Source organism: Salmonella sp. A7 (genome assembly GCF_020181675.1).
GTDB lineage: Bacteria > Pseudomonadota > Gammaproteobacteria > Enterobacterales > Enterobacteriaceae > Salmonella > Salmonella enterica.
Genome location: NZ_CP084001.1, coordinates 3,619,617 through 3,643,357, shown reverse-complemented (window position 1 = coordinate 3,643,357; position 23,741 = coordinate 3,619,617). Strand labels below are relative to the sequence as shown.

The 23,741-nt window shown below is 53.1% G+C and carries 19 protein-coding genes; 11 read left to right on the top strand and 8 right to left on the bottom strand.

All coding sequences use genetic code 11. The features are described 5' to 3' along the window. Window positions 1–57: 57 nt before the first annotated feature. Both clcA and erpA read left to right on the top strand, forming a co-directional pair. Window positions 58–1,479: a H(+)/Cl(-) exchange transporter ClcA gene (clcA, locus tag LCS67_RS17885; protein WP_000845430.1), complete on the top strand. Its 1,422-nt coding sequence runs from the start codon at window positions 58–60 to the stop codon at window positions 1,477–1,479. Between the two features lie 81 nt (window positions 1,480–1,560). Further along, window positions 1,561–1,905: an iron-sulfur cluster insertion protein ErpA gene (erpA, locus tag LCS67_RS17880; protein ID WP_001278668.1), complete on the top strand. Its 345-nt coding sequence runs from the start codon at window positions 1,561–1,563 to the stop codon at window positions 1,903–1,905. A 100-nt stretch (window positions 1,906–2,005) separates the two neighbouring features. Here erpA and LCS67_RS17875 read toward each other — a convergent pair whose 3' ends face one another. The 3 genes from LCS67_RS17875 to mtnN are packed head-to-tail and all read right to left on the bottom strand — an operon-like array spanning window position 2,006 to window position 4,157. Next, the gene (locus tag LCS67_RS17875) at window positions 2,006–2,629 is read right to left on the bottom strand and encodes a TRIC cation channel family protein (protein WP_000964234.1); all 624 of its coding nucleotides are present in this window, start codon (window positions 2,627–2,629) and stop codon (window positions 2,006–2,008) included. Window positions 2,630–2,665: 36 nt separating this feature from the next. Then, window positions 2,666–3,466: a vitamin B12 ABC transporter substrate-binding protein BtuF gene (gene btuF, locus LCS67_RS17870; protein ID WP_001118847.1), complete on the bottom strand. Its 801-nt coding sequence runs from the start codon at window positions 3,464–3,466 to the stop codon at window positions 2,666–2,668. Then, window positions 3,459–4,157 (bottom strand): 5'-methylthioadenosine/S-adenosylhomocysteine nucleosidase, encoded by a 699-nt coding sequence (mtnN, locus tag LCS67_RS17865; protein WP_000689822.1) that lies wholly within the window; start codon window positions 4,155–4,157, stop codon window positions 3,459–3,461. The genes btuF and mtnN overlap by 8 nt, the downstream gene beginning before the upstream one ends. Window positions 4,158–4,241: 84 nt before the next feature. Here mtnN and dgt point away from each other — a divergent pair, with 84 nt between their 5' ends. The 3 genes from dgt (at window position 4,242) to cdaR (ending at window position 8,626) form a co-directional block, all read left to right on the top strand. Next, entirely contained in the window at window positions 4,242–5,759 is a 1,518-nt protein-coding gene (gene dgt / locus LCS67_RS17860; RefSeq protein WP_000146450.1) for a dGTPase, read from the top strand. Window positions 5,760–5,888: 129 nt separating this feature from the next. Next, window positions 5,889–7,316 carry a serine endoprotease DegP gene (gene degP, locus LCS67_RS17855; protein ID WP_000753958.1) on the top strand — a complete coding sequence of 476 codons (1,428 nt, stop codon included), beginning with the start codon at window positions 5,889–5,891 and terminating at the stop codon, window positions 7,314–7,316. 152 nt (window positions 7,317–7,468) lie between these two features. Then, window positions 7,469–8,626: a DNA-binding transcriptional regulator CdaR gene (cdaR, locus tag LCS67_RS17850; RefSeq protein ID WP_000929420.1), complete on the top strand. Its 1,158-nt coding sequence runs from the start codon at window positions 7,469–7,471 to the stop codon at window positions 8,624–8,626. 123 nt (window positions 8,627–8,749) lie between these two features. On the opposite strand, the gene LCS67_RS17845 is transcribed toward cdaR, so the two are convergent. Further along, the gene (locus LCS67_RS17845) at window positions 8,750–11,719 is read right to left on the bottom strand and encodes a putative mucin/carbohydrate-binding domain-containing protein (RefSeq protein WP_080183704.1); all 2,970 of its coding nucleotides are present in this window, start codon (window positions 11,717–11,719) and stop codon (window positions 8,750–8,752) included. 185 nt (window positions 11,720–11,904) lie between these two features. Continuing rightward, on the bottom strand, window positions 11,905–12,291 hold the full coding sequence (locus tag LCS67_RS17840; protein WP_000272193.1) for a DUF3461 family protein: 387 nt from the start codon (window positions 12,289–12,291) through the stop codon (window positions 11,905–11,907). A 246-nt stretch (window positions 12,292–12,537) separates the two neighbouring features. On the opposite strand from LCS67_RS17840, the gene LCS67_RS17835 reads away from it, so the two are divergent. After that, window positions 12,538–13,839 (top strand): MFS transporter, encoded by a 1,302-nt coding sequence (locus LCS67_RS17835; RefSeq protein ID WP_000017177.1) that lies wholly within the window; start codon window positions 12,538–12,540, stop codon window positions 13,837–13,839. A gap of 36 nt (window positions 13,840–13,875) precedes the next feature. Here the strand turns inward: LCS67_RS17835 and dapD are convergent, their stop codons facing one another. The 3 genes from dapD to map all read right to left on the bottom strand — a co-directional run bounded on the left by dapD (window position 13,876) and on the right by map (window position 18,434). Beyond that, a complete protein-coding gene (gene dapD, locus LCS67_RS17830) occupies window positions 13,876–14,700 on the bottom strand; it encodes a 2,3,4,5-tetrahydropyridine-2,6-dicarboxylate N-succinyltransferase (protein ID WP_001186676.1) in 825 nt (274 codons plus the stop codon). A gap of 29 nt (window positions 14,701–14,729) precedes the next feature. Further along, window positions 14,730–17,402 (bottom strand): bifunctional uridylyltransferase/uridylyl-removing protein GlnD, encoded by a 2,673-nt coding sequence (gene glnD, locus LCS67_RS17825; RefSeq protein WP_001094523.1) that lies wholly within the window; start codon window positions 17,400–17,402, stop codon window positions 14,730–14,732. Between the two features lie 237 nt (window positions 17,403–17,639). Then, on the bottom strand, window positions 17,640–18,434 hold the full coding sequence (map, locus tag LCS67_RS17820) for a type I methionyl aminopeptidase (protein ID WP_001018214.1): 795 nt from the start codon (window positions 18,432–18,434) through the stop codon (window positions 17,640–17,642). A gap of 450 nt (window positions 18,435–18,884) precedes the next feature. On the opposite strand from map, the gene rpsB reads away from it, so the two are divergent. The 5 genes from rpsB (at window position 18,885) to ispC (ending at window position 23,631) form a co-directional block, all read left to right on the top strand. Next, on the top strand, window positions 18,885–19,610 hold the full coding sequence (gene rpsB / locus LCS67_RS17815; RefSeq protein ID WP_000246886.1) for a 30S ribosomal protein S2: 726 nt from the start codon (window positions 18,885–18,887) through the stop codon (window positions 19,608–19,610). 257 nt (window positions 19,611–19,867) lie between these two features. Beyond that, the gene (tsf, locus tag LCS67_RS17810) at window positions 19,868–20,719 is read left to right on the top strand and encodes a translation elongation factor Ts (RefSeq protein ID WP_000808106.1); all 852 of its coding nucleotides are present in this window, start codon (window positions 19,868–19,870) and stop codon (window positions 20,717–20,719) included. A 144-nt stretch (window positions 20,720–20,863) separates the two neighbouring features. Continuing rightward, window positions 20,864–21,589 carry a UMP kinase gene (pyrH, locus tag LCS67_RS17805; protein WP_000224567.1) on the top strand — a complete coding sequence of 242 codons (726 nt, stop codon included), beginning with the start codon at window positions 20,864–20,866 and terminating at the stop codon, window positions 21,587–21,589. A 146-nt stretch (window positions 21,590–21,735) separates the two neighbouring features. Then, complete coding sequence (gene frr, locus LCS67_RS17800) at window positions 21,736–22,293, top strand: ribosome recycling factor (RefSeq protein WP_000622423.1); 558 nt, start codon at window positions 21,736–21,738, stop codon at window positions 22,291–22,293. A 141-nt stretch (window positions 22,294–22,434) separates the two neighbouring features. Further along, entirely contained in the window at window positions 22,435–23,631 is a 1,197-nt protein-coding gene (gene ispC / locus LCS67_RS17795) for a 1-deoxy-D-xylulose-5-phosphate reductoisomerase (protein WP_000811899.1), read from the top strand. Window positions 23,632–23,741: the final 110 nt, after the last annotated feature.

Here is a 23,741-nt window from a genome sequence, read left to right as displayed (position 1 = left end):
GGCGTTGGCGAGTAGAATGCCGACTTTAGATTTGTATTACCAATTAATGATCTTCTGATGAAAACAGACACTTCCACCTTTTTAGCTCAGCAAATTGTGCGTTTACGGCGCAGAGATCAGATTCGCCGGTTAATGCAGCGGGATAAAACGCCGCTGGCCATCCTGTTCATGGCGGCCGTTGTCGGCACGCTTACCGGACTGGTTGGCGTCGCCTTTGAAAAGGCGGTTTCCTGGGTACAAAACATGCGCATTGGCGCGCTGGTTCAGGTCGCGGACCATGCGTTTTTGCTTTGGCCGCTGGCCTTTATCCTTTCGGCGTTACTGGCGATGGTCGGCTACTTTTTGGTGCGAAAATTTGCGCCGGAAGCCGGCGGCTCGGGTATCCCGGAAATTGAAGGCGCGCTGGAGGAGTTACGTCCGGTGCGCTGGTGGCGCGTGTTGCCGGTGAAGTTTATCGGCGGGATGGGGACGTTGGGCGCAGGAATGGTATTAGGGCGCGAAGGGCCAACGGTACAAATCGGGGGCAACCTGGGGCGCATGGTGCTGGATGTTTTTCGTATGCGCAGCGCCGAAGCGCGGCATACGTTGCTGGCGACCGGCGCGGCGGCGGGGCTCTCTGCGGCGTTTAACGCGCCGCTGGCGGGTATCCTGTTTATTATTGAAGAGATGCGCCCGCAGTTTCGCTACAACCTGATTTCGATTAAAGCGGTGTTTACCGGCGTCATCATGTCGAGCATTGTGTTCCGCATATTTAACGGCGAAGCGCCGATTATTGAAGTCGGCAAACTGTCTGATGCGCCGGTTAACACGCTGTGGTTATACCTTATCCTCGGTATTATTTTTGGCTGCGTCGGGCCGGTATTTAATTCGTTGGTGCTGCGTACCCAGGATATGTTTCAGCGCTTTCATGGCGGCGAAATTAAAAAATGGGTGCTTATGGGCGGCGCGATCGGCGGCCTGTGCGGTATTCTGGGGTTGATTGAGCCGGAAGCGGCAGGCGGCGGATTTAACCTTATTCCTATCGCCGCGGCAGGTAATTTTAGCGTCGGGCTACTGCTGTTCATCTTTATTACCCGGGTGGTCACGACGCTGCTTTGCTTTTCTTCCGGCGCGCCGGGGGGCATTTTCGCCCCGATGCTGGCGCTGGGAACGCTGCTTGGTACGGCCTTCGGTATGGCGGCGGCAGTGCTTTTCCCGCAGTATCACCTGGAGGCCGGTACCTTTGCGATTGCCGGGATGGGGGCGCTGATGGCGGCGTCGGTGCGCGCCCCGCTGACGGGGATTGTGCTGGTGCTGGAGATGACCGATAACTACCAGCTCATTTTGCCAATGATTATCACCTGTCTTGGCGCGACACTATTAGCCCAGTTTTTGGGCGGGAAACCGTTATACTCAACCATCCTGGCGCGCACTCTGGCGAAGCAGGATGCGGAACAGGCGGCGAAAAACCAGAATGCGCCTGCGGGCGAGAATACTTGAACGAATTACCAGGGTATTAGATAATGACTGCCAATATTGGGTGAAAATTTATCCAATTACCGATGTCGTTTGGAGCAAAATATGAGTGATGACGTAGCGCTGCCGCTGCAGTTTACCGACGCAGCAGCGAATAAAGTAAAAAGTCTTATCGCTGACGAAGATAACCCGAATCTGAAACTGCGCGTGTATATCACCGGCGGTGGTTGCAGCGGCTTCCAGTATGGTTTTACCTTTGACGATCAGGTGAACGAAGGGGATATGACCATCGAAAAACAGGGCGTTGGCCTGGTGGTTGACCCGATGAGTTTGCAGTATCTGGTGGGTGGTTCGGTGGATTATACCGAAGGTCTGGAAGGTTCCCGCTTCATTGTAACCAACCCGAATGCGAAAAGTACCTGCGGGTGTGGCTCTTCCTTCAGCATTTGATTGCTGTTCGTTGTGCCGGATGGCGACGCGAGCGTCTTATCCGGCCTACAACATCTTTCCTGTAGGCCCGATAAGCGTAGCGCCATCGAGCAAAACAATATCAACGTCCGTTTTCATCCAGTGCAAACGTCGGCAATTTCAAATGCCAACGAATGGCCGCCAGCCGAATGAACAGCGTGACGACCATACCCATCATGCTGGCGCTTTCCAGCGGTACTGAAAACGTATAAAACGCGGTGGCGTGAACAATCCCGCCGATAATACAGGCCGTGGCATAGATTTCGGTGCGTAGGATCATGGGAATCTCGCGTGCCAGAACATCGCGAATAATCCCGCCGCCGACGCCGGTAATCACGCCCATACAGACTGCCACTAATGGCCCCGTTTCAGCGAGGAAGGCTTTATTCACCCCAATGCCGACAAACACCGCCAGCCCGACCGCATCCAGTACCGGCAACATCCATTTCGGCAGACGTCTTGGCTGGCGAACCAGCAGGATGGTCAGCATACTGGTGACCATGGCGACGACCAAATCGGTAGGATCTTTAACCCAGAATACCGGGCCGTTATCCAGCGCCATATCGCGGATTGTCCCGCCGCCGACGGCAGTAACGACGCCGAGCACCAGGACGCCGAACGGGTCCATACGTAATTTCCCGGCCAGCAACACGCCAGAGATAGCAAATACAGCCGTGCCTACAATATCCAGCCAATAGACGAGCATTGTCGAATCCCCACTGGGAGCCTGGTAAGACAGGCTCTAATTCACCTGTGAAAGCGCATTACAGAGTTGTTTTGCGGCGAGGATAATACGCGGGCTTGCGCGTTCAAACCAGTCGCTGTTAAGCGGAATAACCGGAATTTTTAGCAGGTTTCCCCAGTATTGTTCAATTTTGAGAATTTCGCCCGCTTTTCCGGCCACGATAATAGCCTGGGGATGCCTTGCCAGCACCTGCTCACGGCTGACTTGCGGCCACGGCACGCGGCTGTCAGCAAAGACGTTTTCTCCGCCGCAGGTCGTCAAAACCTGATGTTGAATAGACCCTTTACCACTGGTAAACAGAGGATTCATGCCAAACTGAAGAAAGACGCGCTTTTTAGCTTTACCGGCATACTCGGCGTTGAGCGCGGCGTACTCGTTTAGCAATGTCTGCGCTGCCTGCTGAGCCTTTTCCGGCTGCGGGCTCCAGGCGGCCAGTTGACGGAGCGTGTCGGCGATCTGTTCGATGGTTACCGCGTCCACCCACATGACCTTAATACCTAATGACGTCAGTTGGTTTACCTGGCGTTCCGCATTACCGCCGCGCCAGGCGACGACCAGATCCGGCTTCAGCGCCACAATGCGTTCCAGATTCATTCCCTGCCAGGTAGAGACCTGTTCTATTTTTTGCGCTTCGGGCGGGTAGTCGGAATAGCTGCTGACGCCAACGGGCGTAATCCCGGCGGCAAAAGCGAGCTCCGTATTGGCGGGAGAGAGGGTAATGACGCGCGGCGTAGCGTAAAGCCACACCGGGAGCGTAAGCAGCAGGGCGACCAGCGCCCTGAACATTTGCTTAGCCATGCGCCAGTTTCTGTACCAGCGTCTCGACCATCAGAGTCGACTGTTTCGCCGCCACCGCGAGGAATTCGTCAAAGCTGAGGTGCGATTGCTGATCGGCCACGTCAGAAATAGCGCGTACCACCACGAACGGCACGTTGAAGTTATAGCAGACGTGTGCGATAGCGGTGGCTTCCATCTCTACGGCGACCGCGTCGGGGAAGTTATGCCGAATTTTTGCCAGCCCGACGGAGCCGTTAATAAACGCGTCGCCGCTAACAATAAGGCCGCGTACCGCGTTCAGATTCAGCTCTCTGATGCAGGATTCTGCGGCGGCGATCAGTTTATCATCGGCCTTAAATCCGGCCGGACAGCCCGGTAATTGCCCGTATTCATAGCCGAAAGCGGTCACATCAGCGTCGTGGTAACGCGCTTCGTCAGAGACGACGATATCGCCGACCTTCAGCGTGGACGCCAGACCGCCTGCGGAACCGGTATTGATGATCACGTCCGGTTTGCAGTGCTCCAGAAGCAACGTTGCGCCCAGCGCCGCCGCGACTTTACCGATACCAGATTTCAGCAACGCCACTTCGGTGCCGTTCAACTGGCCGGTGTAAATTTCGCAGCCGCCCAGCGTAATCGTCTGACGGTTGTCAATTTTGTCACGCAGCAGCGTAACTTCTTCTTCCATTGCGCCAATGATGCCGATTTTCATAGATTTACTCGCGATAAGTCAGTTTTGAGGGCATAGTTTATCATGCGCTTATGGGGAAGCGCATTTCTCAGGCGGGGAGAGGATATGGCATCGATCGATTTCCGAAATAAAATTAACTGGCATCGTCGTTATCGTTCACCGCAGGGCGTAAAGACGGAACATGAGATCCTGCGGATTTTTGAAAGCGATCGCGGGCGGATTATCAACTCTCCGGCTATACGCCGTTTGCAGCAAAAAACGCAGGTTTTCCCGCTGGAGCGCAATGCCGCGGTGCGTACTCGCCTGACGCATTCGATGGAGGTGCAGCAGGTAGGGCGTTATATCGCGAAAGAGATTTTAAGCCGCCTGAAAGAGCAAAACCGACTGGAGGAGTACGGTCTGGATGCGCTGACCGGTCCCTTTGAAAGTATTGTGGAAATGGCCTGCCTGATGCACGACATTGGTAATCCGCCGTTCGGTCATTTTGGCGAGGCGGCGATCAATGACTGGTTTCGTCAGCGGCTGCATCCGGAAGATGCGGAAAGTCAGCCGCTCACGCATGATCGCTGTGTGGTTTCCTCGCTACGGTTACAGGAAGGCGAAGAAAATCTGAACGATATTCGCCGCAAGGTACGTCAGGATATCTGCCATTTTGAAGGCAATGCACAGGGAATTCGTCTGGTACATACGCTCATGCGGATGAATCTTACCTGGGCGCAGGTTGGCGGAATTTTAAAATATACCCGTCCGGCATGGTGGCGAGGGCCGGTGCCGGATTCCCATCGCTATTTAATGAAGAAACCGGGCTATTATCTTTCTGAAGAGAAGTATATTGCGAGGTTACGTAAAGAACTTCAGTTAGCGCCTTACAGTCGCTTTCCATTAACGTGGATTATGGAAGCCGCAGATGATATTTCTTATTGTGTTGCCGATCTTGAAGACGCGGTAGAGAAAAGAATCTTTAGCGTTGAGCAGCTTTATCACCATTTATATCACGCGTGGGGCCACCATGAGAAGGATTCGCTGTTTGAGCTGGTGGTAGGAAATGCGTGGGAAAAATCACGCGCCAATACATTAAGCCGCAGTACCGAAGATCAGTTTTTTATGTATTTACGGGTAAATACATTAAATAAACTGGTGCCCTATGCCGCTCAGCGTTTTATTGATAATTTGCCGCAGATTTTTGCCGGTACCTTCAATCAGGCGTTACTGGAAGATGCCAGCGGTTTTAGCCGCCTGCTTGAACTCTATAAGAATGTGGCGGTTGAACATGTGTTTAGCCATCCGGATGTAGAACAGCTTGAACTACAGGGATACCGGGTGATCAGCGGATTATTAGATATCTATCAGCCGCTATTAAGTTTGTCGCTTAACGACTTTCGCGAGCTGGTGGAAAAGGAACGGTTGAAACGCTTCCCCATAGAATCGCGCTTATTTCAGAAACTTTCTACGCGCCATCGTTTGGCCTACGTGGAAGTCGTCAGTAAATTACCTACGGATTCGGCGGAGTACCCGGTACTGGAATATTATTATCGCTGTCGGTTGATTCAGGATTATATCAGCGGGATGACTGACCTTTACGCATGGGATGAATATCGGCGTTTGATGGCGGTCGAACAGTAAATGGACTTTTGTAAAGATGGACAATAAATTTTTACTTTTTCCAGAAACTTTGTTCCGGAACTTCGCGTTATAAAATGAATCTGACGTACACAGCAATTTTGCGTTACCTGTTAATCGAGATTGAAACACATGAAAAAAACCACATTAGCAATGAGTGCACTGGCTCTGAGTTTAGGTTTGGCATTGTCGCCTCTGTCTGCCACGGCGGCTGAAACGTCCTCTTCAGCAATGACTGCCCAGCAGATGCCAAGCCTGGCACCGATGCTCGAAAAAGTGATGCCATCGGTGGTCAGTATTAATGTAGAAGGTAGCACCACGGTGAATACGCCGCGTATGCCGCGTAATTTCCAGCAGTTCTTTGGCGATGACTCCCCGTTCTGCCAGGACGGTTCTCCGTTCCAGAATTCTCCGTTCTGCCAGGGCGGCGGTAACGGCGGCAACGGCGGTCAACAACAGAAATTCATGGCGCTGGGCTCCGGCGTAATTATTGACGCCGCAAAGGGCTACGTCGTTACCAACAACCACGTGGTTGATAACGCCAGCGTGATTAAAGTACAGCTTAGCGATGGACGTAAATTCGATGCTAAAGTGGTGGGCAAAGATCCACGTTCTGATATCGCGCTGATTCAAATTCAGAATCCGAAGAACCTGACGGCGATTAAGCTGGCGGACTCCGACGCGCTGCGCGTGGGGGATTATACCGTCGCTATTGGTAACCCGTTTGGTCTGGGCGAAACGGTGACGTCAGGTATCGTTTCGGCGCTGGGGCGTAGCGGCCTGAACGTAGAAAATTACGAGAACTTTATTCAGACCGACGCCGCGATTAACCGCGGTAACTCCGGCGGCGCGCTGGTGAACCTGAACGGTGAGCTGATCGGTATTAACACCGCGATTCTGGCGCCGGACGGCGGCAACATCGGTATCGGCTTCGCTATCCCCAGTAACATGGTGAAAAACCTGACGTCGCAGATGGTGGAATACGGCCAGGTGAAACGCGGCGAACTGGGGATCATGGGGACTGAGCTGAATTCCGAATTGGCGAAAGCGATGAAAGTCGACGCCCAGCGTGGCGCGTTCGTCAGCCAGGTGATGCCGAATTCGTCCGCGGCGAAAGCGGGTATCAAAGCCGGGGATGTTATTACCTCGCTGAACGGTAAACCGATCAGCAGCTTTGCGGCGCTGCGCGCTCAGGTCGGCACTATGCCGGTCGGCAGCAAAATCAGCCTCGGTCTGCTGCGTGAGGGTAAAGCGATTACGGTTAATCTGGAACTGCAGCAGAGCAGCCAGAGTCAGGTTGATTCCAGCACCATCTTCAGCGGGATTGAAGGCGCTGAAATGAGCAATAAAGGCCAGGATAAAGGCGTTGTGGTGAGCAGCGTGAAAGCGAATTCACCCGCCGCGCAAATTGGCCTCAAAAAAGGTGATGTGATTATCGGCGCTAACCAGCAGCCGGTGAAAAATATCGCCGAGCTGCGTAAAATTCTCGACAGCAAGCCGTCGGTGCTGGCGCTGAATATTCAGCGTGGTGATAGTTCTATTTATTTGCTGATGCAGTAATCACCTTTGTCCCCCTTCCGCCATGGAAGGGGGCAACACTTTTCTGTGAAACCCCCCACAACTCCATACTTCTTTGCACTGTTTTGTGCATTTGCACAATGTCGAGACCTGTCATCTTCCTTATGCTTGTGCTCTGCTCACAGGAGGGATTTATGGCTGGCTGGCATCTTGATACCAAAATGGCGCAGGATATCGTGGCGCGCACTATGCGCATCATCGATACCAATATCAACGTAATGGATGCCCGCGGGCGCATTATCGGCAGCGGCGATCGGGAACGTATTGGTGAATTGCACGAAGGCGCGCTGTTAGTGCTGTCGCAGGGCCGGGTTGTGGATATCGACGACGCCGTGGCGCGACACCTGCACGGGGTGCGTCAGGGGATTAATCTTCCCTTACGCCTTGAGGGCGAAATTGTCGGCGTGATCGGCCTCACCGGCGAACCAGAGCATCTGCGTAAATATGGCGAACTGGTGTGTATGACTGCCGAAATGATGCTGGAGCAGTCGCGGTTAATGCACCTTTTGGCGCAGGATAGCCGTTTGCGCGAAGAGCTGGTGATGAACCTGATTCAGGCCGAAGAAAATACGCCGGCGCTGGTGGAATGGGCGCAGCGTTTGGGGATCGATTTGAACCAGCCACGTGTGGCGGCGGTGGTGGAAGTCGACAGCGGCCAGCTTGGCGTCGATAGCGCAATGGCGGAACTTCAGCAGTTGCAGAATGCGCTTACCACGCCGGAGCGTAACAACCTGATAGCCATTGTGTCTCTCACCGAGATGGTGGTGCTCAAACCCGCCTTAAACTCGTTTGGTCGTTGGGATGCTGAAGATCATCGTAAGCGCGTAGAGCAGCTTATCTCGCGAATGAAAGAGAATGGTCAGCTACGTTTTCGCGTGGCGCTGGGCAATTACTTTACCGGGCCGGGCAGTATTGCACGCTCATACCGCACGGCGCGCACCACGATGATGGTCGGCAAACAGCGGATGCCAGAAAGCCGCAGCTATTTTTATCAGGATTTGATGCTGCCGGTTCTGTTAGATAGCCTGCGTGGCGGCTGGCAGGCCAATGAGCTGGCGCGCCCGCTGGTAAAACTCAAAGCGATGGATAACAACGGATTATTACGTCGGACGCTGACGGCGTGGTTTCGCCATAATGTCCAGCCGCTGGCGACCTCTAAGGCACTGTTTATTCATCGTAACACGCTGGAATATCGGCTAAATCGTATTTCGGAACTGACCGGGCTGGATTTGGGAAATTTTGACGATCGGCTGTTGCTGTATGTGGCGCTACAGCTGGATGAACAGCGTTAAGTCCGGCAGCGCTTCGCTGACCAGAGCAGGGAACTTGGGCGAAGTGGTAGGCCGGATTAGGCAAAACCGCCATTCGACAACGTAATCTCACAGCGCCCGAAGACGCTGTGATGGGGGGGGTGGTTAATTCGTGGTCAGGCGCTGCAATCCCCGCGCCGTGACCTGCCAGATCACGTGTTGCGGCTGCGGCCAGCTTTCGCCATTGAGCGGGTTGCGGATAACCGACTGGTCTGCGCCCTCGGCATGAAAGACCTCAATCGTATAATCCTCACCCAGCCCGCAGACGTCAGTATAGCCGCCAAGCTGCACCGAACCTTTTATCGACTGACGGTAAACCACCGTACCGCGCGTATTATAAATCGTCACTGCCGCATATTCCGTTGCGAAGTCGCTATGCGGCACAATTGGGTATGCGGTAAAGATAAATTGTTGCGCACGGATGTCTATTTCCATACTGGCAAAACCATTTTCTTCCTTGCCAATAAGCTGCCAGCTGAATTTATCGCCATATAATGCGGCAGCATCGGAGGTATTTTTCTCTTCCGTTTGTTCCGGTGAGTCGACCTCCAGCCCATCGCTCACCACGCGCCAGCGGTTGTGTTTTTTCAGCGTGACGTTTTGCCCGGTCGTTTCATTGATGGCGTTGCAACGGTAAGGTTCGTCATGGAAGAGCTCAATGTACATTCCCGCTTGCAAAACAACCGTATCGCTATCGGCTGAATAGTGGGTGATGCCATCATAATGACGGCTATAGATAACCTCGCCGGACTCCTCCTTCACCGTGAGCGTGCTGTATGTCGCGGTATAGTAGGGATGAGGCTGCCCGGCCAGTGTTTCTATTGTCATGCGCTGTTGCCGATTATCGTAAGCAAGCTGGCAAAACGTTCTGTCGCCTTGTCCGCGTAACTGCAACGTCACGCCTTTACCGATGCCTTCGCCCGGCTCGCTGTTATCCGTCGGCAGCACATCAACGCTGTCGCGCATTAACGCGCTACGGGTCGGCTCTTCAATGTGGGAGAGCATCAGCCAGAGATCGTTTTTGCAAGCGGCATAAGGTTGCGCCATCAATGAAGGGCAGGCGCGGATAGCATCTGCGCGATGGATAAACATAGCCTGGAGATCTGCGGCAGGATCGTTGTTGAGCGAAAAATGATAAAGCCCTTCGCTATCAAGATGCAGTAACTGATATTTCGTCGACGAGACCAATGTCAGATAGCCCGGCGAGGCTTTCAGGCGGCCAGGCTCGGCATGATAAAGATAAAGGTGGTAGTGGTCGCTAAACGGCACCACAATTTTTTCGGTGGCGCAGTTTGTTCCGTTCATCTTACGTTCAAAAACCTTTTCGCCGCTGGCGGTTAACACCGTTATGCTGGCGTATAACGTATTCGCGAAGTAGCTGTGCGGCGTGGCTTTCGTGATGTCCAGAACTAATTGTCTGGCCTCATGATCCACGGCTAAACGGGCGAAGGGCATGTCGCCGTAGCCGAGGAAAATCAACTGCTCGTTATGCGCGGTGCTGTCCTGCAAGGCGGTGAAATTAACGGTAAGCGCGTTTTCCCCTTCGCGGATAACCACATAGTCCGTGTCCGGGCGGTATTTCTGCGATCGCCCTTTGGGCAGGGTGAGATGGTAAATGCCAATGGGCAGGGGAGTTAACGTGAGCGTACTGTCGTTGACGGGCAATGTATATGTGCTGCCGGCGTTGTCGTGTAGCGTTAAGACGCGTCCATAAAGTTGCTCCGGCTGATCGATATTCAGCGTTAGCGTGAGCGTTCCCGTTTTGTTCAGCGCCGCCAGCTCGGCGTTTTCAACCAGCCAGACAAAAGAGTCCAGCCCTAACTGTTGGCGCGCGCTTTCCCATTCGCGCTCCGGCAGCAGATCGTAAAGCGGCCAGACGGGTTTTACCGCCTGTGCGGCGATCTGCTCGCGGGTGAACGCATCGACCGGTAAGCCGCACAGCTGAATAAACGGCGCGACGTCATAACCTGAGGCTGTGGCGATGGCGTCCGCCAGCAGATCGGTCAGGCGATGCTCGCAGGGCAAAAAGTTTTCGTCAGCACCCAGCGCGCGGTAGTTCTGGTTAAACACCCGGAAGGCTTCTGTTCCGCCTTTAAATAACATCAGCATCAGAAATTGCAGGCGGGGGCGGACGCCCCAGGCGCTAACCGGCGTGCGATTCCGCAGATAGGTAATGAATTGCAATTCCTGCTCAGACTGCCGTCCGTAATTGTAGAGCCAGCCGTCGGTATAAAGATGGTTCCCCTGGTTCAGATTAAGCTGCTGGAAAAACGCGGCGTAAATGTTGTTCCACACCTCACCGACTGGCAGGTCGACGTCATTCATAAAGACGCCCTGATAGCCGTGACCGATTTCATGCAGAATCGTCCACTGCGTGGCGACATTATCGATCCACCCCTGGCTTAATGTTGCAGCCGTTTGCGCGCACCACCAGGGGAGATAATAAGCCGCGCCGACGCCGTGTTTATCCGCTTTAATAAAATAGCGGTTAGCGACATTTTGATTAAGCGGCGAAGCAGGGCTATCGCTGAGACCAGTCCAGTCATTATAGGCGTCGATCACTCGCGTATAGTAGGCATCCAGCGCGGTGATACCGGCGTTGATGACATTAGCGCGATCCGCCCAGGGCAGCAGAAAACGCACGCGGTCCAGTTCCAGCAGGGCAAAAGGCGACGCCTGTTCTTCCCAGGTCTGGAAAAAAGCGTCTTCGGATTGCCCCTTACGCCAGTGTGGCAAATTTTTATTGCTGGTTGGCTGTCGGTAGATCACCGAAAACTCGCCGCCCTGCGCAAAAAAGAGGGTATCAATAAAGGGAACGGAATCGACCGTTGTGCTGATCGTTTGCCAGTTGCCGTTCAGCGTAAGCGATTTCTCACACGCTGAGTCATTGCACAGCAGACGGAGTCTGGCGTTACCGGCGTTGTTATTTGGCTGGCGGATTTGCAGCTGCGTATTCGCTGGCAGAATAAATCCCAGCACCTGGCGGTCGTGCTCGCGCCCCTTTTCAAATTTGATGTTATCCAGTCCGGGGGCCGCAGGCAGCGAATAACATGTTAGCGTGATTTCCTGAGTCATATAACCTCCATAAATAGGGAGGATGAACATAGCTTTTTATTTTTATTAATAAATACAGCAGGATAACGAAATGATATGTATTGAGCCGCTGTGAGGCATAGTGATGAAAAATGGTGGTAGCCGTGAGGTGGATGAGAGGGAGCAGCAGAGTGAGAGGGGCCCGAAATGAAGCCCCGGCAGCTTTTTTATTTGCGGGTAAGCTTGTCCAGATCGGCTTCGATTTCACTGATCTTATTCGCGACGACGCTTTCCAGGTGGCGCAAGTCGTCGAGGATCTTACGTTTGAGATCGAGTTCTGAGCGGTCGCGCTGGCAGATTTGGTCCAGCTCGTCAATCACATAGCGTAGGTTAGGGCTAATCTCCTGTACTTCTTTATAACCCTGACCGATGCCATCGGCCACCACCGTTTTACGCTGGCGTGGATACTTAAACTTCACGCTTTTAGCAAAGAATTCACCTCTATCCTTTTGAAAATAGATTTTCAGGATATCGTTATTGGCTTCTTGCCGCAGGCTGTAACGATCGATTTCCTCAGGATTGGTAATGCCCAGACTTTTTAGATTGTCATACATAGCGGTATCCTTCATCACACTATAACTTTTGAATAATTAACGAAAAGTTGGTTTTTCGCCACCAATGGATACAAAAAAAGCGCGGTTGATCGCAGAAGACGTCTCGGCAACGTCATGAGTAAAAGGGCGGTGGTTATTGATAGTTTAAGTAATTCAACGCGATATTCCGTTTATAGAGAAAGCGTTTGAGGTCAGTGTGGAAAATTGACCGGAGGTAGTGGTCGATAACCTTGAGAGGCGGAGTCTATGTCCGGAACGTATAATGCTACTATTCGCCGGGTGGTGATTTCCGCCTGGATAGGAAACTCCATTGAATATTATGATTTTCTATTATACGGCCTGGCAAGCGCGCTGGTATTTGGCCCGCTTTTTTTCCCTGGCGCCAGCCCATTGACTGCAACGTTATCTTCTTTTGCCAGTTTCGGCGTGGGATTTATTTCCCGGCCGCTGGGCGCGCTATTTTTTGGCAACAGGGGAGATACGCTTGGGCGTAAAAACACGTTATTAATCACGTTAGGGGGGATGGGCGCGGTCACGTTTCTCATCGGTTGCCTGCCTTCTTACGCCAGTATTGGCGCGCTGGCGCCTGCCTTACTGGTTATTCTGCGTTTTCTGCAGGGATTTATGGTTGGAGGCGAATGGGGAGGCGCCATGTTAATGGTCGTGGAATATGCTGCTGGAAAGCACCGGGGGCGGTTAAGCGCGCTATCGCAAACAGGAGGACTCACGGGACAATTATTGGCGACAGGCGCATTTATAGTCGTGACCCAATTACCGAAGGAGGCGTTGTTATTGTGGGGATGGCGTATTCCTTTTCTGCTCAGTGCGCTTTTGGTGCTGCCTGGATTATATATGCGTCATCGTCTGGATGAGACGCCTGTCTTCCGTGCGTTTAAAAAGCAGCAGGCCATTAATCATAGGCAGCAAAAAGAAGAAAGGCCGGTGGTCAAAGTGGTACGAGAGCAATGGCGCAGCATTTTGCTGATTATAATTCTACGTTTTGCGGAAAGCGTTCCCTTTTTTCTTGCCACCGTCTTCGCGGTTTCCTGGGCGACGACGCAGCTTGGGATTGCCAGCCTGACTATTCTGTACATTGTAATGTTCACCTGTCTGCTGGCGTATCCCATGCACGTGCTATTTGGCATCATGTCGGATCGGCGTGGCTGCCGTCAGGTGTATATTTTCGGCGCGCTTTTTGTCGCGGCAATGGCTTTTCCCTTTTTCTGGCTGCTGGAAAGCCGTTCGCTCATACTGATGACAATGGGCTACGTTCTGCTTATTAACATTGGTCATAATTCACTGAATGCCGTGCAACCTTCTTTTTTCGCCGGACTGTTTCATCCGCCTGTACGCTACAGCGGTTCATCAATTGGCGCTCAGTTGGGGGCGGTTGTGGCAGGGGGATTCACGCCGTTTATCGCTAAAGCGTTAAGCGCAGTCTATGATAACAGTTGGACTTTGGTTGCCGGTTATGTCGTTTTGACTGCGTTGGCTTCGGCATTTGCGGCAAAGATTGCGCCGGAAACCGTGTTACCGCATTCGCCGTAATGCAAAGGGGGGCTGTCGCCCCCGCTTTTCACTCGCTTAATCAATAGTGCGCAGTAATTCGTTAATGCCCACTTTGCCACGCGTTTTGGCGTCGACTTTTTTCACGATCACCGCGCAGTACAAACTGTACTTACCGTCTTTTGACGGCAGGTTGCCGGAAACGACCACGGAGCCCGCCGGTACGCGGCCATAGTGAACTTCACCGGTTTCGCGATCGTAGATTTTGGTGCTCTGGCCGAGGTATACCCCCATGGAAATGACGGAACCTTCTTCGACAATGACGCCTTCCACGACTTCAGAACGCGCGCCAATAAAGCAGTTGTCTTCAATGATGGTCGGGTTAGCCTGCAGCGGCTCCAGTACGCCGCCGATACCCACGCCGCCGGAAAGGTGAACATTTTTACCAATCTGCGCGCAGGAACCCACCGTCGCCCAGGTATCAACCATGGTGCCTTCGTCAACGTAGGCGCCGATGTTAACGTAAGACGGCATCAGCACGGTGTTGCGGGCGATAAATGCGCCCTGACGAACGGCTGCAGGCGGAACGACGCGGAAGCCTTCTTTCTGAAAACGCGCTTCGTCGTAATCAGCGAATTTCATCGGGACTTTATCGAAGTAGCGGCTTTCCGCACCGTCGATAACCTGGTTATCGTTAATACGGAAAGAGAGCAGAACCGCTTTCTTCAACCACTGGTGAGTGACCCACTGACCGTCGATTTTTTCTGCGACACGCAGCGCGCCGGAATCAAGTAGAGAAATGACCTGGTTTACCGCCTCTCGGGTCACGGTATCTACATTAACCGGCGTAATATCGGCGCGGCGCTCAAAAGCGGTCTCAATAACGTTCTGTAACTGCTGCATTGTTAAACTCTTTCATATAAATAAACACACTACCCTTTATCGTTTGGATTGAGGGCCGCTGTCAACCGTTGTTGCACCTCAAGTTGCAGCACATTATTAAGTGCGCGCCGATCCGCTGTGGCGATTATGAATAAATCTTCTACTCGTTCACCAATGGTTGTAATTCGGGCGCCATGAAGCGAAATTCCCAGATCGGCAAAAATTTGTCCGACCCTGGCCAGCAGACCAGGTTGATCGAGCGCGATCAATTCCATGAATGATTTTCTGTCGGTATGGGTGGGCAAAAAATTGACTTCCGTTTCGACCGTAAAGTGCCGTAACTTTGCCGGTTGCCGACGCGGCTGCGGCGGCTGCCAGCTACGCTGCGTAATGGTCTGTTCAAGACCGGTGCGAATAACGTCATGGCGATCCGCCGCCAGCGGGCTGCCGTCTGGTTCCAGAACGATAAACGTATCCATTGCCATGCCGTCGCGAGTGGTAAAGATCTGCGCGTCATGGACGCTTAAATTACGCCTGTCCAGCTCGGCGCAGACGGCGGCAAACAGATAGGGTCTGTCCGGACTCCAGATAAAAATTTCGGTTCCGCCGCGCGTGGCTTGCGGACTGAGCAACACTAACGGTTGGCTCAGATCGTGCTGCAATAAATGGCGTGCGTGCCAGGCGAGCTGATTTGGACTATGACGAACAAAATAGTTAGCGCGACAGCGGGTCCAGATTTTGTGCAGCGCGGCTTCATCAATATTGTCCATTCGCAGCAGCGCCAGCGCCTGAAGCTGATGGTGACGCACGCGCTCACGCATATCCGGCGTATTTTGCATTCCACGTCTGAGCTGTTTTTCAGTGGCGAAGTACAGCTCGCGCAGCAGGCTCTGTTTCCAGCTATTCCACAAGGTTTCGTTGGTCGCGCAGATGTCCGCGACGGTCAGGCAGACCAGAAAACGCAGCCGTGTTTCGGTTTGCACCTCTTCGGCAAACTGCTTGATGACTTCCGGATCCTGGATGTCGCGGCGCTGGGCGGTGACTGACATCAGCAGGTGTTGGCGCACCAGCCAGGCGACCAGTTGCGTTTCGCGTGAGTTCAAACCGTGCAGTTCGGCGAAGGTGAGTACATCCTGCGCGCCCAGTACCGAATGGTCGCCGCCGCGTCCTTTCGCAATATCGTGGAACAGCGCGGCGATCAGGATCAGTTCCGGATGGGGAAGCCGCGGCCAGAGATCGACGCATAGCGGATGGCGCTGGCGCGTCTCTTCTTTCGCGAAGCTCTCCAGTTTGAGCATTACGCGGATGGTGTGTTCATCCACCGTGTATGCGTGGAACAGGTCAAACTGCATTTGTCCGACGATGTGCGACCACTGCGGCATATAAGCCCACAGTACGCTGTGGCGATGCATAGGCAGCAGGCCGCGGCTGACCGCGCCGGGATGGCGCAGCATACTAAGAAACAGAGTGCGCGCCTCCGGGATGTAACACAGCGGTTGGCTCAGGTGGCGGCGGGCGTGGCGCAAGTGGCGTAACGTCGTAGAGTAGATGCCGGTGATCGCGCTATTGCGCACCATCATATAAAACATGCGCAGGATCGCTTGCGGTTCGCGGATAAACAGCGTGTCGTCACGCAGATCAATGAGCGTGCCGCGCAGTTGAAACTCATCGTCAACAGGACGTGGTTTTTCATCCGCAGGCAGCGCCAGAATCGCCTCGTCAAATAGCTGAAGCAGCATCTGATTAAGTTCGCTCACCCGGCGCGTAACCCGGAAGTAGTCTTTCATCATCCGCTCAACCGGATCATTACCCTCGCCGCTGTAGTTAAGGCGTTGAGCGACGCTTAACTGGCGGTCGAACAGCAGGCGGTTATCGTAGCGGCTGACCACCAGATGTAGCGCAAAGCGAATGCGCCACAGGATATGCAGGCACTCGTTGAGCTCCGCGCGCTCTGCGGGGGTTAAAAAGCCGAATCCCACCATCTCATCGAGCGAGGTAGCGCCGAAGTGACGTCGGGCGACCCACTGTAACGTATGGATATCGCGCAGGCCGCCGGGGCTGCTTTTAATATCCGGCTCCAGATTATAGCTGGTACCGTGATAGCGCTGGTGGCGCTGGTTCTGCTCTTCTACTTTGGCGGCGTAAAATTTGTCGGACGGCCAAAAACCTTCGCTGAAAATATGTTTTTGCAGTGCCAGAAACAGAGCAACATCACCGATCAGCAGGCGCGTTTCGATGAGGTTTGTCGCAACGGTTAAATCAGACAGACCTTCCAGCAGACACTCTTCCAGCGTACGTACGCTATGCCCGACATCCAGCTTGACGTCCCATAATAAAGTCAGCAGCTCGCCGACCTTTTGTGCCTGTTCATCGGGCAGCTTTTTGCGGCTTAAAATGAGCAGATCAATATCGGAAAGCGGATGCAGTTCGCCGCGTCCATAGCCGCCGACGGCGACCAGCGCCAGATCGGCAATCTGACCGAAACCGGCCTCAATCCACAGGCGTTGCAACAACTGGTCGATAAATTCGGTTCGGGCTTCAATAAGCTGTTCAGCACAAATGCCGCTGTCAAATGCCTCGCCCAGCCAGTGTTGAAAGATGTCGATGCGGGCTTTGATACCGGCGACGGTCAGTTCAGCGCGCGGCCAGACGCCAGGGTTTTGCGGCTGGTCAGGGAGGGTGGGGAGTGCGGTATTCGCGTGCTGTTCAGGAAGAGTATTCATATGCGCCACCCATTAAAAAGCCGGATAATGGCGTGAACGCCTTATCCGGCCTACGTATTTACTCTTCATCCTTCAAGTTGCTTCTACGTTGGCTGCGCTCGTTCACTCCAGTCACGTACTTATGTACGCTCCTGAAGATTCACTCTCTTGCCGCCTTGAGGCAACTCGAATGATTTTGAGTAAAGGTGTAATTTGTAGGCCTGATAAGATGCGAAGGCATCGCCATCAGGCAAAACATTATTCGTCGTGTGTGATGATCGCCGGGATGGTGTCATCTTTACGCAGCGTCAGAATTTCACAGCCGTTTTCCGTTACCACAATAGTATGCTCGTACTGAGCAGACAAGCTGCGATCTTTGGTTTTCACCGTCCAGCCGTCTTTCATGGTGCGGATACGGTAATCCCCGGCGTTCAGCATCGGTTCAATGGTAAAGGTCATGCCAGGCTGCAACACGACGCCGCCATCGTCTGCATCATAATGCAGCACCTGCGGTTCTTCATGGAAGCCGCGACCAATACCGTGTCCGCAGTATTCACGTACCACGGAGAAACCTTCGCCTTCGGCATATTTCTGGATGGCGGCGCCAATGGTGCGCAGGCGGATGCCCGGTTTCACCATTTTGATGCCCAGATACAGGCTCTCTTGCGTGACGCGGCACAGACGCTCGCCCAGAATGGTCGGTTTGCCGACGATAAACATCTTCGAGGTATCGCCGTGGAATTCATCTTTAATCACGGTCACGTCGATGTTGACGATATCACCATCTTTCAGATGTTTAGCGTCATCCGGAATGCCGTGGCACACCACTTCATTAATAGAGATACAGACGGATTTCGGATAGCCGTGGTAGCCGAGGCAGGCGGAGATCGCGTGTTGTTCGTTAACGATGTAATCGTTACAGATACGGTCCAGTTCGCCGGTGGTGACGCCCGGTTTGATATACGGTTCGATCATTTCCAGCACTTCGGCTGCCAGACGGCCCGCGACGCGCATTTTTTCGATGTCTTCAGATGTCTTGATAGAGATAGCCATGAATTCTGTCCATCAGTGCCGATGATTTCGGCAATAATTGTGTAAGTGCTGACAATGGTATCAGTCAGGGGTGTACCCTGCCAAATTGAGAATCATTCTGAACTTCGCCTTTCGTGCCACAGGTGCGTTGGCGACATTTTTTCACCCCAGTCACTTATTAGCCGTAAGCTCCAGGGGATGCAAAAATTTGCCGCCTGCTTGTAACACGAAATTCATCGTTCAATTCAGCACTGAGTGCCAACAATTATTGGTGTCGGTGGCGTATTTGTGGTATAAAGCGCGCCGGACTTCCGATCCATTCGAAGACTACACACGATGGACGGGAGCGACAAATCTCACTTTGTGTAACAACACACACGTATCGGCACATATTCCGGGGTGCCCTTTGGGGTCGGTAATATGGGATACGTGGAGGCATAACCCCAACTTAATCTATAGAGGTTTTAAATCATGGCAACTGTTTCCATGCGCGATATGCTCAAGGCTGGTGTTCACTTTGGTCACCAGACCCGTTACTGGAACCCGAAAATGAAGCCGTTCATCTTCGGCGCGCGTAACAAAGTTCACATCATCAACCTTGAGAAAACTGTACCGATGTTCAACGAAGCTCTGGCTGAACTGAACAAGATCTCTGCTCGTAAAGGTAAAATCCTTTTCGTTGGTACTAAACGCGCTGCAAGCGAAGCGGTGAAAGAAGCTGCTAACAGCTGCGACCAGTTCTTCGTGAACCATCGCTGGCTGGGCGGTATGCTGACTAACTGGAAAACAGTTCGTCAGTCCATCAAACGTCTGAAAGACCTGGAAACTCAGTCTCAGGACGGTACTTTCGAAAAGCTGACCAAGAAAGAAGCGCTGATGCGTACTCGTGAGCTTGAGAAACTGGAAAACAGCCTGGGCGGTATCAAAGACATGGGCGGTCTGCCGGACGCTCTGTTCGTTATCGATGCTGACCACGAGCACATTGCTATCAAAGAAGCGAACAACCTGGGTATCCCGGTATTTGCTATCGTTGATACCAACTCTGATCCGGACGGCGTTGACTTCGTTATCCCGGGTAACGATGACGCAATCCGTGCTGTTAGCCTGTACCTGGGCGCTGTCGCTGCAACCGTTCGTGAAGGCCGTTCTCAGGATCTGGCTTCCCAGGCGGAAGAAAGCTTCGTAGAAGCCGAGTAATAAGGCTTGATAACTCCCTAAAATAGTTCGAGTTGCAGGAAGGCGGCAAGCTCGAGAATTCCCGGGAGCTTACATCAGTAAGTGACCGGGATGAGCGAGTGAAGGCAACGCGCCTGCGGCTCGAAATATGAAGGGGAGAGCCCTTATAGACCAGGTAGTATCACGTTTGGTTAGGGGGCCTGTATATGGCCCCCTTTTTCACTTTTATATCTGTGCGGTTTGATGCCGGGCAGATCAAATCTTTCGAGGATTTTAGAATGGCTGAAATTACCGCATCCCTGGTAAAAGAGCTGCGTGAGCGTACCGGCGCAGGCATGATGGATTGCAAAAAAGCGCTGACTGAAGCGAATGGCGACATTGAGCTGGCAATCGAAAACATGCGTAAGTCCGGCGCTATCAAAGCGGCGAAAAAAGCAGGCAACGTGGCTGCTGACGGCGTAATCAAAACCAAAATCGACGGCAACGTCGCTTTCATTCTGGAAGTTAACTGCCAGACTGACTTCGTGGCTAAAGATGCTGGCTTCCAGGCATTTGCTGACAAAGTGCTGGACGCCGCTGTTGCTGGCAAAATCACTGACGTAGAAGTCCTGAAAGCGCAGTTCGAAGAAGAGCGCGTTGCTCTGGTAGCGAAAATTGGCGAGAACATCAACATTCGTCGCGTAGCTTCCCTGGAAGGCGACGTTCTGGGTTCTTACCAGCACGGTGCGCGCATCGGCGTTCTGGTTGCTGCTAAAGGCGCTGACGAAGAGCTGGTTAAACAGCTGGCGATGCACGTTGCGGCAAGCAAGCCGGAATTCGTTAAGCCGGAAGACGTGTCTGCTGACGTGGTAGAGAAAGAGTACCAGGTACAGCTGGACATCGCGATGCAGTCCGGTAAGCCGAAAGAAATCGCAGAGAAAATGGTTGAAGGCCGCATGAAGAAATTCACCGGCGAAGTTTCTCTGACTGGTCAGCCTTTCGTCATGGAACCGAGCAAATCTGTTGGCCAACTGCTGAAAGAGCACAACGCTGACGTGACTGGCTTCATCCGCTTTGAAGTGGGCGAAGGCATTGAGAAAGTCGAGACTGACTTTGCAGCAGAAGTTGCTGCGATGTCTAAGCAGTCCTGATTTTCCTGAGGAGCCGCCTGAGGGCGGCTTCTTTTTGCGCCTCTCTTGTAAAATCAGCCGACGCTTGGCGTCTGCGCTGAAATGCGACGTACAATGTCGCCGGAATTAACTCATATCAATCGTTGACAGTCTCAGGAAAGAAACATGGCTACCAATGCAAAACCCGTCTATAAACGCATTCTGCTTAAATTAAGCGGCGAAGCTCTGCAGGGTACGGAAGGCTTCGGTATTGATGCAAGCATACTGGATCGTATGGCTCAGGAGATCAAAGAACTGGTTGAACTGGGTATTCAGGTTGGTGTGGTGATTGGCGGTGGTAACCTGTTCCGTGGCGCAGGTCTGGCAAAAGCGGGGATGAACCGCGTTGTGGGCGACCACATGGGCATGTTGGCCACCGTCATGAACGGCCTGGCAATGCGTGATGCGCTTCACCGCGCCTATGTGAACGCCCGCCTGATGTCGGCAATTCCTTTAAACGGCGTATGCGACAACTACAGTTGGGCCGAGGCTATTAGCCTGCTGCGTAATAACCGTGTTGTGATTCTGTCTGCAGGTACGGGTAACCCGTTCTTCACTACCGACTCTGCGGCCTGTCTGCGCGGGATCGAAATTGAAGCGGATGTCGTACTGAAAGCGACCAAAGTGGATGGCGTATTCACTGCCGATCCGGCAAAAGATCCTTCCGCGACCATGTACGATCAGCTGACCTACAGCGAAGTGCTGGATAAAGAGCTGAAAGTGATGGATCTGGCGGCGTTCACGCTGGCTCGTGACCACAAACTGCCGATTCGTGTTTTCAACATGAACAAACCGGGCGCGCTGCGTCGTGTGGTGATGGGCGAAAAAGAAGGGACGTTAATCACGGAATAATTCCCGTGAGCGCCAAATACGGGTAAGATTCTGTTCTATTGACGGGTCTTATTACCTGGCAGAAATTAAACGAGACTATACTTAGCACATCTTTGTATTGTGTGACCGTCTGGTCTGACTGAGACTAGTTTTCAAGGATTCGTAACGTGATTAGCGATATCAGAAAAGATGCTGAAGTACGCATGGAAAAATGCGTTGAAGCGTTCAAAACCCAAATCAGCAAAGTGCGCACGGGTCGTGCTTCTCCCAGCCTGCTGGATGGTATTGTCGTAGAATACTATGGCACTCCGACCCCGCTGCGCCAGTTGGCAAGCGTAACGGTAGAAGACTCCCGTACCTTAAAAATTAACGTGTTTGACCGTTCTATGGGGCCAGCCGTTGAAAAAGCGATCATGGCGTCAGACCTCGGTTTGAATCCAAGCTCTGCGGGCACCGACATTCGCGTTCCGCTGCCGCCGCTGACCGAAGAACGTCGTAAAGATCTGACGAAAATTGTCCGTGGCGAAGCGGAGCAGGCGCGTGTCGCCGTTCGTAACGTCCGCCGTGATGCGAACGATAAAGTAAAAGCTCTGCTGAAAGATAAAGCGATCAGTGAAGATGACGATCGTCGCTCTCAGGAAGAAGTACAGAAAATGACCGACGCGGCAATTAAGAAAGTGGATGCGGCGTTGGCAGATAAAGAAGCAGAACTGATGCAGTTCTGATTGATCTGTACGCAGATATAAACTCATTCCACCGCTAAACCTGGCGGATGAGTGGTGTACAAAGCGCCGCGCAGAAGACATTATCAGGTCTCCTGTGCGGCGTTTTGCTTTTTATTCCGTTTCAACACTTCTGGACGTTTCATGAAGCAATTAACCATTCTGGGCTCGACCGGCTCTATTGGTTGCAGCACACTGGACGTGGTGCGCCATAATCCTGATAGCTTCCGCGTTATCGCGCTGGTGGCGGGTAAAAATGTCGCCCGCATGGCGGAGCAGTGCCTGGAATTCTCGCCGCGTTATGCCGTGATGGACGATACGTCGAGCGCAGAACAGCTCAAAATAATGCTTCAGCAGCATGGCAGCCGCACCGAGGTTCTGAGCGGTCAGCAGGCTGCCTGTGAGATGGCGGCGCTTGATGAGGTCGGGCATGTGATGGCGGCCATTGTGGGCGCGGCTGGTTTACTGCCGACCCTGGCGGCGATTCGCGCAGGGAAGACGATTCTGCTGGCGAATAAAGAATCGCTGGTGACCTGCGGGCGGCTGTTTATGGACGAAGTAAAACGCAGCAACGCCCGGCTTTTACCCGTCGATAGCGAACATAACGCGATTTTTCAGAGTTTGCCGCAATCTATTCAGCATAATCTGGGATACGCTGACCTTGAGCAAAATGGTGTAACGTCGATTTTGCTTACCGGGTCTGGTGGCCCGTTTCGTGAAACGCCAATGTGCGATCTGGCAGCGATGACGCCGGATCAGGCATGTCGTCATCCGAACTGGTCGATGGGGCGGAAAATCTCCGTCGACTCCGCCACCATGATGAATAAAGGTCTGGAATACATTGAAGCGCGTTGGTTATTTAATGCCAGCGCACGTCAGATGGAAGTGTTGATCCATCCGCAATCGGTCATTCATTCGATGGTGCGTTATCAGGACGGCAGCGTCCTGGCGCAGCTTGGAGAACCTGACATGCGTACGCCTATTGCGCATACGATGGCATGGCCGAATCGCGTCGCGTCCGGCGCGCAGCCGCTCGATTTTTGCAAACTCAGCGCGCTGACGTTTAGCGCGCCAGATTATCAGCGTTATCCATGCCTGAAGCTGGCGATGGAGGCGTTTGAGCAAGGTCAGGCGGCAACGACGGCGCTCAATGCGGCAAACGAAATCACCGTTGCCGCGTTTCTGGCGCAACAGATTCGTTTTACCGATATCGCCGGGCTCAATTTAGCGGTGCTGGAGAGGATGGATTTACAGGAACCGGCAAGCGTTGAGGACGTATTGCAGGTTGACGCCATCGCGCGTGAAGTAGCCAGAAAACAAGTGATACGGCTCTCACGCTGACGATTATCCCGCGACAGAAGATCGTGCTATTTGTTAGCGTTGGGCTTCGGTGATATAGTCTGCGCCACCTGATCGCAGGTTTTTGGCTTTTTTCGGTCAGGTTAGCCGTG

Coding starts and splice junctions, on each gene's coding strand:
- clcA (WP_000845430.1), top strand. CDS start 58: ATGAAAACAGACACTTCCACCTTTTTAGCTCAGCAAATTGTGCGTTTA.
- erpA (WP_001278668.1), top strand. CDS start 1,561: ATGAGTGATGACGTAGCGCTGCCGCTGCAGTTTACCGACGCAGCAGCG.
- LCS67_RS17875 (WP_000964234.1), bottom strand. CDS start 2,629: ATGCTCGTCTATTGGCTGGATATTGTAGGCACGGCTGTATTTGCTATC.
- btuF (WP_001118847.1), bottom strand. CDS start 3,466: ATGGCTAAGCAAATGTTCAGGGCGCTGGTCGCCCTGCTGCTTACGCTC.
- mtnN (WP_000689822.1), bottom strand. CDS start 4,157: ATGAAAATCGGCATCATTGGCGCAATGGAAGAAGAAGTTACGCTGCTG.
- dgt (WP_000146450.1), top strand. CDS start 4,242: ATGGCATCGATCGATTTCCGAAATAAAATTAACTGGCATCGTCGTTAT.
- degP (WP_000753958.1), top strand. CDS start 5,889: ATGAAAAAAACCACATTAGCAATGAGTGCACTGGCTCTGAGTTTAGGT.
- cdaR (WP_000929420.1), top strand. CDS start 7,469: ATGGCTGGCTGGCATCTTGATACCAAAATGGCGCAGGATATCGTGGCG.
- LCS67_RS17845 (WP_080183704.1), bottom strand. CDS start 11,719: ATGACTCAGGAAATCACGCTAACATGTTATTCGCTGCCTGCGGCCCCC.
- LCS67_RS17840 (WP_000272193.1), bottom strand. CDS start 12,291: ATGTATGACAATCTAAAAAGTCTGGGCATTACCAATCCTGAGGAAATC.
- LCS67_RS17835 (WP_000017177.1), top strand. CDS start 12,538: ATGTCCGGAACGTATAATGCTACTATTCGCCGGGTGGTGATTTCCGCC.
- dapD (WP_001186676.1), bottom strand. CDS start 14,700: ATGCAGCAGTTACAGAACGTTATTGAGACCGCTTTTGAGCGCCGCGCC.
- glnD (WP_001094523.1), bottom strand. CDS start 17,402: ATGAATACTCTTCCTGAACAGCACGCGAATACCGCACTCCCCACCCTC.
- map (WP_001018214.1), bottom strand. CDS start 18,434: ATGGCTATCTCTATCAAGACATCTGAAGACATCGAAAAAATGCGCGTC.
- rpsB (WP_000246886.1), top strand. CDS start 18,885: ATGGCAACTGTTTCCATGCGCGATATGCTCAAGGCTGGTGTTCACTTT.
- tsf (WP_000808106.1), top strand. CDS start 19,868: ATGGCTGAAATTACCGCATCCCTGGTAAAAGAGCTGCGTGAGCGTACC.
- pyrH (WP_000224567.1), top strand. CDS start 20,864: ATGGCTACCAATGCAAAACCCGTCTATAAACGCATTCTGCTTAAATTA.
- ispC (WP_000811899.1), top strand. CDS start 22,435: ATGAAGCAATTAACCATTCTGGGCTCGACCGGCTCTATTGGTTGCAGC.